This window comes from Hoeflea sp. EC-HK425, assembly GCF_902498795.1.
In the GTDB taxonomy this organism is placed as follows: domain Bacteria; phylum Pseudomonadota; class Alphaproteobacteria; order Rhizobiales; family Rhizobiaceae; genus Hoeflea; species Hoeflea alexandrii.
On the sequence record NZ_LR701572.1, the window covers coordinates 3,468,308 to 3,481,650 of the forward strand.

Sequence of the window (13,343 nt, forward strand, 5' to 3'; positions counted from 1 at the left end):
ATGGCGTGCAACTGGCTCACTGTCAGCTGGATGCGCGGTCAAGACCGGTGCATTCGGGAACCGGTGTCAGTGCAGGACGTCCGGAAAGCCATGCCGCCAGATTATCCACCACAAGATCCGCCATGGCGTTGCGCGTCGACACCGAGGCGGACGCCACGTGTGGCAACAGGCAGGCATTCGGCAGATCCATCAGCTCCTGCGGCACATGCGGCTCATGCGCGAACACGTCGAGCCCCGCGGCCGCGATCCTCTTTTCCTGGAGCGCCGCGATCAGGGCAGGCTCGTCAATCGTGGATCCACGACCGACGCTGATCAGCACGCCCTGCGGACCAAGCGCATTCAGAACTTCCGCGTTCACCGCCTTCTCGGTAGCGGCACCACCCGGAACCACCACCACAAGCGTGTCCACCGCTCCAGCCAGATCAATCAACCGTGCGTGCCAGGGGTAGTCGACATCCGCACGCTTGTTTCTCGTGTGATAATGGATCCCCAAGCCGAACGCCTCCAGCCGCCGTGCGATCGCAAGACCGATCCGACCCAGCCCGAAGATGCCGACGGTCCGTCCCCTGAGGCTCAAGGACGTCAGCGGATAGGCACCCTGGCTCTCCCAATTGCCGTCACGAAGGTAAGCCTCCGCTTTCGGAAGCTCGCGCACAGTGTTGAGCAAAAGCCCGACGGTGGTATCGGCAACCTCGTCCGACAGCACGTCAGGTGTGTTTGTCACCATCACCCCGCGGCTGGCCGCATGGGCTGCATCAACGGCATCGTAACCCACACCGAAATTGGCAATAACCTCCAGATTGGGCAGGGAATCAATGAACTCCGCCGAAATCGCGGTCGCGGCGGCCACGCCTCGGATGCGTGCGCGCGCATCCGCATCCAGAAGCGATGAATCACCATTCTCGATTGAAATCGCCTCGAACTCGGCCTCGACCCGCTCCCGGACCCGGGGATGAACCTTGCCGGCGAGAAGAACGGTTGGACGCGGATTGCTCATCGGCCTGCTCCCGGATTGAGTGGCGAGGTTGATTGCCTGATCCGCATTTCGGGCTTGATCAGGTGAAGCCCGTCGGCCTCGCTGGAGCCATTGAGCTTGTCAAGCAGCGCCCGCGCCGCAAAGCGGCCGACCTCCGACTGTCCATTCCACACGGTGGTCAGCGCTGGAGTGGCAATCGCCGCCTCCTCGAGATCGTCATATCCGGTCACCGAAATATCCTTTCCGGGCACGAGGCCCGCACGCGCGATACCGTTCATCAGGCCGATGGCCACAAGATCGTTCCAGCACACCGCGGCTGTCGGTTTCAACGGGTTGGCGAGGAAGTTAACTGCCGCTTCAAATCCGCTCTGCTTTGTCCGCGGCCCCGGAATCCGGAGTGCAGGATCAACCTCGATTCCCGCTTTTTTCAGCGCATTGGCATATCCCGCATAGCGGTCCCGGCCGGTCGAGGTGTGATCCGTTCCGCCGATCATGGCGATGCGGGTGTGTCCTAGACTGATCAGGTGATTGGTCGCAAGCGCGGTTCCATAGGCATCGTCGCCACGGAAGGTGGGTACATCGATCTCGGGCACCGAACGGGCGATGAGGATCGCCGGCATGCCGTTGTCCTCTGCCAACCGGATATCCGACGCTGGCGTACCGATCGCCGGCGACATGATGACGCCGTCCCCGCCCAGTTGCAAAAGCGTCTCGATGAAGTTGCGCTGCTTGTCGACCGAATCATAGTGATTGGACAGGATGAAGGTCTGCCGGCTGCGGTCGAGTTCCGTTTCGATCGCCTTGAGGATCTCGGCATAGAACGGGTTCATGATGTCATGCACGACCACGCCGATGATTCCCGACCGGGACGTTCTCAGCGAGGCCGCGCGACGGTTGTAGATATAGCCGAGTTCGATGGCCTTTTCCTTGATCCGGTCGCGCGTCACGTCGGCCACCAGCGGACTGTCGCGCAAGGCCAGGGAAACGGTTGCCGTCGAAAGTCCGAGCGCCTCCGCTATCGTAGAAAGCTTGATCTTTTGAGCCAAATTCCGGTTCCCCCTCACGGAGCAAACCGCTCCGATTCAAACAATTAAACAAAACTAAAAGGTTTAAACCGGGCTGGCAATCAGGCAGCGTCACCGGAGCTCGTGTCAACGGCAGCAGAACCTCCGGTCCGAAGCTGCTCCGGGGTGCTGGTCTCGGCACTGTCAGGTACCACGGCTCCATCCGGACGCAGGGTTGCGGAGATGTTCGCATCCACCGTCGCAAGCAGCCTGAGAAGTTCCGCAACTTCCTTTTTCTTCAAGCCGGCAAAGGCAGCTTTCTCGGTCTTGCGCTGGGATTTGCGTATCGACTTGATCTGGTCCCTTCCCGCCCCGGTCAGGAAAATCAGCATCATGCGTCCGTCATCGGGAGAGCCCTCACGCCGGACGAACCCCTGCGCGGCAAGACGGCCGATGGTCTTGGTCACGGTCGGAGCCTTGACCCCGAGCGAGATCGCGATGGCTCCCGGTGTCTGCCCGTCCTTGGCATCCAATGCCAGCATCACGCCGTCCTGGCCCGCGTAGAGGCCGAGATCCAGCAGGTGCCGCGACAGCGCTGTCCGGGCATTTCGCGCCACCTGTGTGATCATCGACAGGGCCTCGGCCTGATCGCCCTTTTTGGCTTTCGGCATCTTGTTCTTCTTTTTGGCGGACATGGACAGCTCCTTCTTGCGGCCTTTGCTCCATCACCCTACGGTCCCGACACTAATCATGCCTGATCGGAATAACCACCCTATGTCTGCACGACCCGTACCGATTGCAATATTGCCGCTGGGAGCTCACGAGCAGCATGGTCCGCACCTTCCGTTCGAGACCGATGCGCTGATTGCGCAACATGTGGCCGAGCGGCTTCGGGATACAGCTCCAGCCTCCGTCATGACGGAACTCCTGCCTGTCGAATCGGTCGGCTATTCCATCGAGCATATGGATGTGACAGGTACGCGAACCTTGGCTTTCGACGAAGCGGTCAACCGCTGGATCGAGATTGCCGGGCGTTGTGCCGCACGTGGTGTAAGGCGGCTCATGCTGCTCAACGCCCATGGTGGCAATTCACCGCTGTTGACGATCGTTGCCACCGAGGCCCGCGCCCGCTTCAACATGCTGGTGGTGGCGACCAGCTGGACCCGGTTCGGGTTTCCGGCCGAAATCATCCCACCCGAAGACAAGGCCTTGGACATTCATGCAGGCGACATCGAGACTTCGGTGATGCTGGCCATACATCCCGAGCTTGTTCGCATGGACGCCATCGCGGACTTTCCTTCGCGCCAGGCTGAGTATGCCAGCCGGTTCAGGCATCTGCGTGCCTATGGCCCGCATGCGTTCGGCTGGAAAATGTCCGATCTCAACGCCGACGGTGCCGCCGGCAAAGCCAGCAGGGCAACGGCGCAGAAGGGCGAGGCTTTGATCAACCACGCGGTTAGCGGATTGACGGAATTGCTCGCCGACATGGCCGAATTCGATGTCGATGAACTCGGCTAAAGCTGCTTGGGTGCAGACCTCATGATTGCACTGGCCGCCCTCTCCATGGCTTGAATTGCACAGGATCTCTCTAGTTCCGCAAACAAGGCATTTCGGGCCTCCGGTAAACTGGAACTATCAGCATGATTGAAACCGACATCCTTGTCATTGGCGCAGGCCTGGCCGGACTGACGCTGGCGCGGGAGCTTTCCGCGAAAGGCACAAAGGTGCTGCTCCTCGAGAAATCGAGGTCACCGGGCGGCAGGCTCTCTACCCGCCGTAGCGAATTCGGCAGTTTCGATCACGGTGCCCAGTACCTGACCAACCGCACACCCGGTTTCACAAAAACGCTCAACCGTCTTGCCGAAACCGGCGACCTCGCGCAATGGAACCCACAAGGCAAGGACAGTGACCATCCCTGGTGGGTTGGCAAGCAGGGAATGTCGACCCTTGGCAAGGCCCTCGCCCGGGACCTCGATATCAGCTTCGAGACACGGGCCACCCGGATTGAAAAGCAGGGACAGAGATTCCTGGTTCACACCGAAATCCGGTCGGAAGCCGGCCCAAAATATCTTGCGTCGAGAGTAATCGCAGCCATCCCTGCCCCTCAGGCAATCGATCTGCTCGGGCCGCTTGATCCTGCATTCCAGCAAATCCGCAATGTTGAAATGGCTCCCTGCTGGTCGGCAATGCTTGCTTTCGACACCCCTCTCGAGGGGTTGCCGGATCTCATCCGTGGGCAGGATCCGGACACGCTGGCGCTGGTTGCCCGCAACGGTTCCAAGCCCGGACGCAGCGGCGAGACCTTCATCCTCCATGCAACGCCGCAATGGAGCCGCGCGCACATCGAGAGTGAGCGCAATGCAGTAAAATCAGCCATGGTCGACGCCTTTGGAACCCAGACCGGCCAGAAGGACCGCCTGCCCGCTCCGGTTCATTGCGAGGTTCACCGCTGGCTTTATGCGCTGGTGGAACAGGCGCTCGATCAAGCTTTTGTCGGCAATCCTGAAAACACCCTGTTTGCCTGTGGAGACTGGTGCATTGGCGGCCGCGCTGAAGCAGCACACCAGTCGGGAGAAGCGCTGGCCCGGCACATCATAACCTTGTGAGTGGCGCAAGGCGCAGGAAACGCCTATATGGGGAAAAAACTCCTTCCTGACTGAGAGATCCGATGAGCGAAGCGCCCGCATCCACCCCCGTGTTCCCCGTTCCCGTGGCCCCTATCCCCGTGACCGTGCTGACCGGTTACCTCGGCGCCGGCAAGACCACGCTGCTCAACCGCATCCTGTCCGAACCGCATGGCAAGCGCTACGCGGTCATTGTCAACGAGTTCGGTGAAATCGGCATCGACAACGACCTGATCGTGGAATCCGACGAGGAAATCTACGAGATGAACAATGGCTGTGTCTGCTGCACCGTGCGCGGCGACCTGATCCGTGTCGTCGAAGGACTGATGCGCCGTCCTGGCCGGTTTGATGCCATCATTGTCGAAACCACCGGACTGGCCGACCCGGTGCCGGTCGCCCAGACCTTCTTCATGGACGATGATGTTCGCGCCAAGACCAGGCTGGATGCCGTTGTCGCGCTGGTCGACGCCAGACACCTGCCAGCAAGGCTCAAGGACAGCCGCGAAGCCGAGGACCAGATCGCCTTTGCCGACGTCGTGCTCTTGAACAAGACCGACCTGGTGACCCCGGAAGAGCTGGAATCCATCGAACGCACAGTGCGGGCGATCAATCCGTCGGCACGGATTCACCGCACCGAACGCGCCGCAGTCCCGCTCGATAAGGTGCTCGACCGCGGTGCCTTCGATCTCAGCCGTGCGCTCGAGAACGATCCGCATTTCCTCGACCACGATCACCCCGACCACGCCTGCGGCCCGGATTGCGATCATGATCATGACCATGGTCATCACCACCACGATCACCATGATCACACGCACGATCATCATCACCACGGCCACGGCTACGCCGCCCCGGCGGCCATCCACGACATCACCGTTCAATCGGTTTCGTTGCGAGCTGGTCCCGTCGATCCGAAGAAGTTCTTTCCCTGGATCGAAAAGATCACCCAGCTTGAGGGACCCAACATTCTCAGGCTCAAGGGAATCATCGCCTTTGAAGGCGACGATGATCGCTATGTAATCCAGGGTGTTCACATGATCGTCGAGGGCGATCACCAGCGGGCCTGGAAGGAAGATGAGAAGCGGGAAAGCCGCCTTGTCTTTATCGGCCGTGATCTTGACCGCGAGAAGCTCGAACGGACTTTCCTCGCCTGCCAAGCCTGAGGAAAGCAATCTCATGCCGACTGTCGCGCCTATCGACATTGATGACCATTGCCTCGCGGCTGCATTCCTGGACGACGTTCCGGTCTTTGCACTTGCCTCTGGGGAGGTTGTTCGCCTTGATCACGGAACACACCGCCACACCCTGCATGACGGCTTGCTGTGCAGCGCAGTCGGTTGGGACGGCAAGAGCCTGGTCACCGGCGGCGAGGACGGCAAGGTGATGCGGCTCGCCTCCGATGGCAGCGAGACCACATTGCGTGCCCCGGCCCGCAAATGGGTCAGTGCCATCGCCGCAGGGCCGCAAGGTGCCGTTGCCTTTGCCGAAGGTCGCGCAGCAACGGTGCTGCTGGCCGATGGTACCGAACGGACATTCGAAGAGGCACGGACCATCGAGGGGCTTGCCTTTGCCCCCAAGGGGTTGCGGCTGGCAATGGCCCGTTACAATGGTGTGTCGCTGACCTTCGTGCACGGCAGCGCGCCGGCCATGGATTTCGAATGGAAAGGTGCCCACAACCAGGTCCTGTTCAGCCCCGACAACCGGTTCCTCGTGACCGCCATGCAGGAAAACGCACTGCACGGCTGGAAGCTGGATGGCAAGCCGGGCGGTGAACAGCGCCACATGCGCATGACCGGCTATCCGGCCAAGGTCAAATCACTGTCATGGTCGAACAAGGGCAAGTGGCTCGCCTCGTCCGGCGCACCATCCGCAATTGTCTGGCCGTTTTCGGGCAAGGATGGTCCCATGGGCAAGGCTCCACTCGAACTCGGCCAGCGGGCTGACACCATGGTGACGTGCGTCGCCTGTCATCCGGTCGAAGATCTCGTCGCCATCGGGTTTGGCGACGGCATGGTGCTCGCCGTGCGCATTGCCGACAGCAAGGAAGCGCTGTTGCGCCGCCCCGGCAAGGGCCCGATCACCTCTCTGGCATGGAACAGGCCAGGTCGCCTGCTCGCGTTTGGATCGCAAGCAGGCGATTGTGGCGTTGTCGACATCGCTGGATGACAGCCGCCCCGGTCACGACCAGGACAGCTCCAGTTGCGGACGGCCGTTCGACGTTCGGGCCTGGCTCACGCCATCCTTGCCGATGACGCCATTGACCCGTTTCCGAAACGACGAGAAGCTGTCGAAGGTGACAACGTCCACCGCTTCATCCAGATCCAGCGACACCCTGTAACTTCCCGGTGACGAGGTGATGGCGTGAATGCCGACCACTCGCGCCGAGAACGGCTGCCCGAGATAGGCCCCGGTCACGCGGGCGCCAGGAGCAAGGCTTTCCGGGCCCCGCCGGTTGCCCAGCGCGGCGTGCAAGGTGTTCCAGTCGTTAAACCCGTGTTGGGCAGCGATCAGTTCCAGCGCGCGAGAGTGGCCGATTGTTTCGCCGCCGGCCTGCAGCCGGCTTCTCAGGCGCTTCGCCTGATCCTTCAATGTACTCAGATTTGGCAGTGGCGTGTCATCACGCATGGCAGTTCTCCTGTCATGACATGCCTTTGACTTTGGGGTATCCGCATTCCACCATCTGGCATGTCATCGAAAAAGGTGACTGCTCGAAAGCTGGAGGCTTCACCATGGCTCACGCCTGCGGACGGCCGGGGCTCCAGACCCGAAGACGCCCAGATAGGGATCCCGAAGCACATTGTCAATCGGAGAAGCCGAAGTGACGGCTCCAGCCCCTGAACGTGGCCGCCAGCGTGTTTCCGGTTTGATCGGGAACCTTTGGTGCCCTCGGGCGTTAGCTGAGTGAAGACGCAAGGAGATAGGATGCCCCGAGCCAAGATTCCCAGCCAGTATTCGCCCACACGGCGTCATCTTCTCATCGGCGGGTCCGCTACAGCTCTTGCGGCCTTTGCACAATGGCCGGGCGCCGCCTCGGCCGCAGACCTCGATCCGGAGCGTTTCCTTGCCCTGTCAGAACGCCTGACCCGCAAAGACGACCTTTCCGGTGACATCGCCACTGCCATGCTTGAAGCGTTCAAGGCAACCGGCAGCGCAGATGAACTCGTCTCACTGGTGGATGGGACCGACAATCAGGAACTGGCAGATGAAATCGTTGCTGCCTGGTACAGTGGCGTCTCGCCCGATCCGGACAGCAACGATGTCCTGACCTACACGGACGCGCTGATGTGGCAGGCCATGAGTTTCACCAAGCCTATGGGCTACTGCGGTGGAGCGATGGGATACTGGGCCGAACCTCCAGCCGGCTGACCCACCTCTCCGCCGCGCGATTTTTTGACTACCGGGAGCCAGATTCATGGCCAATGACATTACTGCAGACATCTTGATCATCGGAACCGGCGTGGCGGGAGCCATCGCTGGTGCAAAACTTGCAGCCCAGGGGCTGACCGTCGCCTTCCTCGAATCCGGAAAGCGCATTGATCGGTACGAGGCGGTGGAAAGGTTCTGGAACGCCAAGATCAAGGTCCCGGAATCCGCCTATCCGAACGATCCCGAAGCCGCTCACCCGCTCACCCACCGGATCGAGGACTTCTACCAGCAGCAGGGGCCTGAGCTGTTCAAGTCGACCTATATCAAGGTCCTGGGCGGAACCACCTGGCACTGGCTCGGAACAACCCTGCGTAACCTTCCCTCCGACTTCAAACTGAAATCGCTTTACGGGCAAGGCGTAGACTGGCCGATCAGCTATGACGATCTCGAGCCCTTCTACCTCGCCGCCGAAAACGAGATCGGGGTTGCAGGCAACTCGAACGAAGACCTCGGCTCACCGCGGTCTGGCGATTTCCCCATGCCGCAGATTCCGATGACCTATCTCGACAAGCATTTCGCGTCAGCGCTGGATGGCACGCCCTACCAGGTAAGCTCCACGCCTCAGGGCCGCAACTCGGTTTACCGTCAGGAGAGACCGGAGTGCTGCGGCAACAATTCATGCATCCCGATATGCCCGATTCAGGCCAAGTATGACGCGACAGTCCACGTCGCGCTGGCCGAGAGTGCCGGCGCCCAAGTTCATTCCGAAACCACGGCAACCCGACTTAATGTCGGGAGCGACGGATCGATCTCCTCTGTCGATTTCCAGCGGGCCGACGGCAGCACCGGAACCGCTTCCGGCAAGGTTGTCATCGTCGCCGCTCATGCTGTCGAAACGCCCCGCTTGTTGTTGAACTCAACGCAGGAAAACGCCCCGAACGGAGTCGCCAACAGTTCCGATCAGGTCGGACGCAACCTCATGGATCACCCGACGCGGCTCAGCTGGGCGGAAGCCGCAGAACCGGTTTTCCCCTATCGCGGCCCGCTCTCGACCTCGGGGATAGAAAATCTCCGCGATGGCGATTTCCGCCAGGAACGCGGCGCCTTCAGGATCGAAATCGGCAACGATGGACACAGCTGGCCCACCGGCGCACCAACGACCACGGCTGCGGCTCTTGCCGCTCAGGGTTTGCGTGGCGAGGAGCTGGATGCAGCTCTCAAGGATGCCGCCTCCCGGCAGATCCGGCTCGCTTCCCTGGTGGAACAGTCACCCGATGCTGAAAACCGCATAACCCTCGATCCGGAAAAGCGCGATGCCAACGGCGTTCCTCTGCCGCGGATACATTACGATTTCGATGACTATACCCGCAACGGCCTTGAAGCTGCAGAAAAGGCTCATGACGAGGTGTTCAAGGCATTGGGCGCAAGAAACATCCAACACTCCCCGGACATCCAGGGGGCGGGACATATCATCGGCACCGTCCGGATGGGCGCCGATGCATCCAGTGCGGTGGTGGATTCCGACCTGCGCAGTTTTGACCACCCGAATCTGTTCCTGCTCGGATCAGGCACTTTCCCGACCTCTGCAACTGCAAATCCGACGCTGACCATCGCGGCACTTGCACTGCGTTCCGTCAACGCCATCGCCGCCTCTGTCAGGTAGGAGCATAAGGACGTTGACACCGCCGCGGGGGCAACGTGGCCATCTTCACCGGTTTGCCCTACTCTGTCAGTGCCAAACCGAAGGGAGCAAGGTCATGACCCATCTCCGCTTGATATCCGCGGCCCTGGCCCTGGGCTCGATGTGCAGCACCGGCATCGCCCAGGACCTGGACTTCAACAACCTGCCGGGCGTGGTTCAGCAAACTGGTCCGGCGGTCGATTTCAAGGATACCCAGGGTGCCGCAACACCTGACTGCACCACCGCGTTTGAAGTCTATGGCACCGAAAGCAACGTCCCCAAGCGCGTCTACAAATGCCGGCAGGGAAACATCACCATCACCAGCGATGAACGTCCCGAAGGATACTGAGGAACTGGCCTTTCAGGCAGCTTGCAGCTCTCTGGCGTTGTCCCTGTTGTTCCGGCGCAGCGATCGCCGGCCGGAAGCCACGAGCAAACCAGCAAGCCCGTCGAGATAGCCGGGCTTGAGGTCAACACCCAGCAAACGGTCGCGCTCGACCGGACCCGGCATCATCAGCGAACCGGTCTTTTCGGCAGAAAAACCAAAACGCTGATAGTAGGGCGCATCGCCCACCAGGATAATGGCACCATGGCCCTGTTCTTTGGCCCGGGTGATGGCATGCCGCATCAGCACGGAGCCGATACCCTTCCCCTCGCTCGACGCATCGACGGCGAGTGGACCGAGGAGAAGCAATGATCTGCCGCCTGCCGCAACATCCCAAAGCCGCACAGTGCCGATAACCTGCCCCGTTCCATTGCGCACAACAAATGCGAGCCCGTTCGAAGGTAGCCGCCCCTTGCGAAGCTTCTCGGAACTCTTGCGCCGCCGTCCAGGACCCATGGCGCAATCAAGCAGGGCTTCAAGCGCCAGCCTATCACCTTCAGCTTCGTCTTCGACAACGAAGCTCTTTTCACTGAAACTCATGAGATCGGATGTCATCGGCAAATCCTCGGCCACGGCACCATGAAAACGGGACACAGGTACCCCTCCGCAAGCATTCCATGCACGCGGAAGGGAAGATCTGAACGGAGATACCGTTCAGATCACGTAGGATCGGAGAGGTTCGAAGCCGTTGAAGGAGACAGCCGAGTAGGTCGTCGTGTAGGCGCCTGTGCCTTCGATCAGCACCTCGTCACCGATGGTCAGCGAAACCGGCATCGGATAGGGGGTCTTTTCATAGAGCACATCGGCGGAATCGCAGGTCGGGCCGGCGAGCACACAAGGTTCCATCGCGTCGCCGTCGCGTGCGGTGACGATCGAATAGCGGATGGCTTCGTCCATGGTTTCCGCCAGGCCACCGAACTTGCCGATATCGAGAAACACCCAGCGCACGTCATCCTCATCGGACTTGCGCGACACCAGCACGACTTCCGCCTTGATGGCGCCGGCATTGCCGACCATGCCGCGGCCCGGCTCAATGATGGTTTCAGGAAGCTGGTTGCCGAAATGCTTGCGCAGCGAGGCGAAGATCGACTGACCATAGGCCTGCGCGGTCGGGATATCCTTGAGATAACGGGTCGGGAAACCGCCGCCCATGTTGACCATCTTGAGGAAGATGCCCTGCTGGGCCAGCTTGTCGAAAACGCGCTTCGCATCGCCGAGCGCCGAATCCCAGGCATCGAGCTTGGTCATCTGCGAACCGACATGGAACGACACCCCATGCGAGACAAGGCCGAGTTGGTGGGCATAGACGAGCACGTCTACGGCCATCTGAGGAACGCAGCCGAACTTGCGCGACAGCGGCCATTCGGCGCCTTCCCCATCGGTCAGGACGCGGCAGAACACCCGGGCGCCAGGCGCCGCGCGAGCGATCTTTTCAACTTCCTCGTGGCTGTCGACAGCAAACAGCGACACGCCGAGCGCATGAGCGCGGGCGATGTCGCGTTCCTTCTTGATGGTGTTGCCATAGGACACCCGATTGGCAGTCGCCCCGGCCTTCAGCGCCATTTCGATTTCGGCGACGGACGCGCAATCGAAGTTTGAGCCCAGGTTTGCAAGCAGACGCAGGATTTCCGGCGCGGGATTGGCTTTCACCGCATAGAAGATCGCGCTGTCGGGCAATGCCTTTCGGAACGACTGGAAATTGTCGCGGACCACATCAAGGTCGACCACCAGGCAAGGGCCATCTGGACGTCGGGTGCGAATGAAATCGAGAATGCGTGCAGTCGTCATCGGGTGCTCCGTTCCCGGCCCTTGCGGGGGCCATATCTAGACAGAGCATCGTACGGCCACTTGCAGGCCCGGCCTTTGGAGGAACCGGAGCATGAGTGTACGCTTGATGCGTCGATGAACCACGCCTGTCTGGGCGTTGGTTCGCTCTTGTCTGCCTTGGATTGGAGGGAGAACCCGACCGCACTTCCGGCAATGAAGGTGTGCCTCTTCAGTAACCCCGGCTGTTGGAAAGCCGGCAGACACCAGAAAGGCCCGCACCGTCGTTGCTTCAAGATGTCCTCGCTCTTCCGGATGGCCGGAGAAACGACTGGAGGGGTTAGTTCCAGGTACCTTACCGATTTCCTCACCATATCGAGGGTCGGCGGACACCCACAGGCACGTGCGACTTTGGGCAACTCGGACTTATGGTTTTCCGCTGTCGCAATCAAGTGTTTTCTTGCACTGCCCTTGAAAAACATCATTCCTGAACGAATATCCGGTAATCGTTCAAACAATGATGACGGTCCGGATCCGGGCCGGCGTGTATCGCAAGGAACTGCAGCCCATGGACACATTGACCCGGATCCGCGCTTTCATCGATGTCGTTGAGGCGGAGGGCTTTTCGGCCGCAGCGAGAAAAGTCGGCCGTTCCAAGGCGCTGCTATCGAAATATGTCCGTGAACTGGAAGACGATCTGGGAGCATTGCTGCTCAACCGGACAACCCGGCAGTTTTCACTCACAGAGGCCGGGCACACCTACTATCGCACCGCCTCCGACATCCTCAAGGAAATCGACAACCTTGCGGACCTCGTGAGGGAAGGCTCAACCGACCTCAAGGGCCGCATTCGTGTCTCGGCTCCACGCACCTTTGCGGACGCTGCCATCGGCAGGTCGCTGATCGATTTTGCCGCCGCCCATCCGGACATATCGCTCGAAGTCATTTCCGACGACCGTTTCGTCGATCTTGTCGAGGAGGGCTACGATGTGGCCATCCGTATCACCAAGCTCGAGGATTCAGGACTCATCGCCCGCAAGCTGTCGGCGTTTTCATTGATTCCCTGCGCGTCACCCGAATTCATCGAGAAACACGGCCCGATAACCCACCCTTCGCAGCTTTCAGGTATTCCCTGCATCGTCGACACCAATGGCAGGTTTCTCAACAACTGGCGGTTCGATGGTCCCGATGGCGCCACGGTGGCGGTCACGGTTCACGGCCGGCTGGAGGTCAACAGTCCGCTCACCGCCATGCGCGCAGCCGAGGCCGGCCTCGGCGTTGCAGTGCTGCCGGATTTCATTTTCCGCGAACGTCAGCCGAGCGGCACGCTTGTCCCCATTCTCGAGGAGTACCGGTCAAACGATCGCGGAATCTACGCAATCTACCCGCATCGCCGCTATCTGCCTGCCAAGGTTCGAGCTTTCGTTGATTATCTGACGCAGTGGTTCAAGACAGCGCAATGATTCCAATTGTCGCGGGATCTGGCGTGTGCCGAAATTTCGTCCATATTCTGTGCCACGGGAACTGAACCGAAATCATCGACAGGT

General features: G+C 60.5%; 14 protein-coding genes. 8 read left to right on the forward strand and 6 right to left on the reverse strand.

The window, feature by feature from the left end:
• Nucleotides 1-22: 22 nt before the first annotated feature.
• From SPHINGO391_RS19365 to SPHINGO391_RS19375, 3 genes are all read right to left on the reverse strand, one after another.
• Entirely contained in the window at nt 23-997 is a 975-nt protein-coding gene (locus tag SPHINGO391_RS19365) for a 2-hydroxyacid dehydrogenase (RefSeq protein ID WP_152010376.1), read from the reverse strand.
• The gene (locus SPHINGO391_RS19370; protein WP_152010377.1) at nt 994-2,022 is read right to left on the reverse strand and encodes a LacI family DNA-binding transcriptional regulator; all 1,029 of its coding nucleotides are present in this window, start codon (nt 2,020-2,022) and stop codon (nt 994-996) included. Before SPHINGO391_RS19370 ends, SPHINGO391_RS19365 begins: the two co-directional genes overlap by 4 nt.
• An 80-nt stretch (nt 2,023-2,102) precedes the next feature.
• On the reverse strand, nt 2,103-2,675 hold the full coding sequence (locus SPHINGO391_RS19375) for a MarR family transcriptional regulator (RefSeq protein WP_152010378.1): 573 nt from the start codon (nt 2,673-2,675) through the stop codon (nt 2,103-2,105).
• 79 nt (nt 2,676-2,754) lie between these two features.
• On the opposite strand from SPHINGO391_RS19375, the gene SPHINGO391_RS19380 reads away from it, so the two are divergent.
• The 4 genes from SPHINGO391_RS19380 (at nt 2,755) to SPHINGO391_RS19395 (ending at nt 6,767) form a co-directional block, all read left to right on the forward strand.
• On the forward strand, nt 2,755-3,498 hold the full coding sequence (locus tag SPHINGO391_RS19380; RefSeq protein ID WP_152010379.1) for a creatininase family protein: 744 nt from the start codon (nt 2,755-2,757) through the stop codon (nt 3,496-3,498).
• A 122-nt stretch (nt 3,499-3,620) separates the two neighbouring features.
• Entirely contained in the window at nt 3,621-4,586 is a 966-nt protein-coding gene (locus SPHINGO391_RS19385; protein ID WP_152010380.1) for an FAD-dependent oxidoreductase, read from the forward strand.
• A gap of 62 nt (nt 4,587-4,648) precedes the next feature.
• Entirely contained in the window at nt 4,649-5,764 is a 1,116-nt protein-coding gene (locus SPHINGO391_RS19390; RefSeq protein ID WP_152010381.1) for a GTP-binding protein, read from the forward strand.
• 13 nt (nt 5,765-5,777) lie between these two features.
• The gene (locus SPHINGO391_RS19395) at nt 5,778-6,767 is read left to right on the forward strand and encodes a WD40 repeat domain-containing protein (protein ID WP_152010382.1); all 990 of its coding nucleotides are present in this window, start codon (nt 5,778-5,780) and stop codon (nt 6,765-6,767) included.
• A gap of 12 nt (nt 6,768-6,779) precedes the next feature.
• Here SPHINGO391_RS19395 and SPHINGO391_RS19400 read toward each other — a convergent pair whose 3' ends face one another.
• Nucleotides 6,780-7,226, reverse strand: a complete 447-nt coding sequence (locus SPHINGO391_RS19400; protein ID WP_152010383.1) for a glyoxalase superfamily protein — start codon at nt 7,224-7,226, stop codon at nt 6,780-6,782.
• 297 nt (nt 7,227-7,523) lie between these two features.
• Between SPHINGO391_RS19400 and SPHINGO391_RS19405 the strand changes: the two genes are divergently transcribed.
• From SPHINGO391_RS19405 to SPHINGO391_RS19415, 3 genes are all read left to right on the forward strand, one after another.
• Nucleotides 7,524-7,967 (forward strand): sugar dehydrogenase complex small subunit, encoded by a 444-nt coding sequence (locus tag SPHINGO391_RS19405; protein ID WP_152010384.1) that lies wholly within the window; start codon nt 7,524-7,526, stop codon nt 7,965-7,967.
• 46 nt (nt 7,968-8,013) lie between these two features.
• Entirely contained in the window at nt 8,014-9,630 is a 1,617-nt protein-coding gene (locus tag SPHINGO391_RS19410) for a GMC family oxidoreductase (RefSeq protein WP_152010385.1), read from the forward strand.
• 94 nt (nt 9,631-9,724) lie between these two features.
• Nucleotides 9,725-9,997: a hypothetical protein gene (locus SPHINGO391_RS19415; protein WP_152010386.1), complete on the forward strand. Its 273-nt coding sequence runs from the start codon at nt 9,725-9,727 to the stop codon at nt 9,995-9,997.
• A 12-nt stretch (nt 9,998-10,009) separates the two neighbouring features.
• Here the strand turns inward: SPHINGO391_RS19415 and SPHINGO391_RS19420 are convergent, their stop codons facing one another.
• Together SPHINGO391_RS19420 and odc2 are read right to left on the reverse strand one after the other, a co-directional pair.
• Complete coding sequence (locus tag SPHINGO391_RS19420; RefSeq protein ID WP_152010387.1) at nt 10,010-10,588, reverse strand: N-acetyltransferase; 579 nt, start codon at nt 10,586-10,588, stop codon at nt 10,010-10,012.
• A gap of 99 nt (nt 10,589-10,687) precedes the next feature.
• Nucleotides 10,688-11,821 (reverse strand): ornithine/lysine decarboxylase, encoded by a 1,134-nt coding sequence (odc2, locus tag SPHINGO391_RS19425; RefSeq protein WP_152010388.1) that lies wholly within the window; start codon nt 11,819-11,821, stop codon nt 10,688-10,690.
• A 544-nt stretch (nt 11,822-12,365) separates the two neighbouring features.
• Here odc2 and SPHINGO391_RS19430 point away from each other — a divergent pair.
• Nucleotides 12,366-13,259, forward strand: coding sequence for a LysR family transcriptional regulator (locus SPHINGO391_RS19430; RefSeq protein WP_152010389.1), 894 nt, complete (start codon nt 12,366-12,368; stop codon nt 13,257-13,259).
• The last annotated feature ends 84 nt before the right edge of the window (nt 13,260-13,343 follow it).

Excerpts from the sequence above, each read along its gene's own strand:
- SPHINGO391_RS19365 (WP_152010376.1), bottom strand. The coding sequence starts at position 997 with ATGAGCAATCCGCGTCCAACCGTTCTTCTCGCCGGCAAGGTTCATCCC.
- SPHINGO391_RS19375 (WP_152010378.1), bottom strand. The coding sequence starts at position 2,675 with ATGTCCGCCAAAAAGAAGAACAAGATGCCGAAAGCCAAAAAGGGCGAT.
- SPHINGO391_RS19380 (WP_152010379.1), top strand. The coding sequence starts at position 2,755 with ATGTCTGCACGACCCGTACCGATTGCAATATTGCCGCTGGGAGCTCAC.
- SPHINGO391_RS19385 (WP_152010380.1), top strand. The coding sequence starts at position 3,621 with ATGATTGAAACCGACATCCTTGTCATTGGCGCAGGCCTGGCCGGACTG.
- SPHINGO391_RS19390 (WP_152010381.1), top strand. The coding sequence starts at position 4,649 with ATGAGCGAAGCGCCCGCATCCACCCCCGTGTTCCCCGTTCCCGTGGCC.
- SPHINGO391_RS19395 (WP_152010382.1), top strand. The coding sequence starts at position 5,778 with ATGCCGACTGTCGCGCCTATCGACATTGATGACCATTGCCTCGCGGCT.
- SPHINGO391_RS19400 (WP_152010383.1), bottom strand. The coding sequence starts at position 7,226 with ATGCGTGATGACACGCCACTGCCAAATCTGAGTACATTGAAGGATCAG.
- SPHINGO391_RS19405 (WP_152010384.1), top strand. The coding sequence starts at position 7,524 with ATGCCCCGAGCCAAGATTCCCAGCCAGTATTCGCCCACACGGCGTCAT.
- SPHINGO391_RS19410 (WP_152010385.1), top strand. The coding sequence starts at position 8,014 with ATGGCCAATGACATTACTGCAGACATCTTGATCATCGGAACCGGCGTG.
- SPHINGO391_RS19415 (WP_152010386.1), top strand. The coding sequence starts at position 9,725 with ATGACCCATCTCCGCTTGATATCCGCGGCCCTGGCCCTGGGCTCGATG.
- SPHINGO391_RS19420 (WP_152010387.1), bottom strand. The coding sequence starts at position 10,588 with ATGACATCCGATCTCATGAGTTTCAGTGAAAAGAGCTTCGTTGTCGAA.
- odc2 (WP_152010388.1), bottom strand. The coding sequence starts at position 11,821 with ATGACGACTGCACGCATTCTCGATTTCATTCGCACCCGACGTCCAGAT.
- SPHINGO391_RS19430 (WP_152010389.1), top strand. The coding sequence starts at position 12,366 with ATGGACACATTGACCCGGATCCGCGCTTTCATCGATGTCGTTGAGGCG.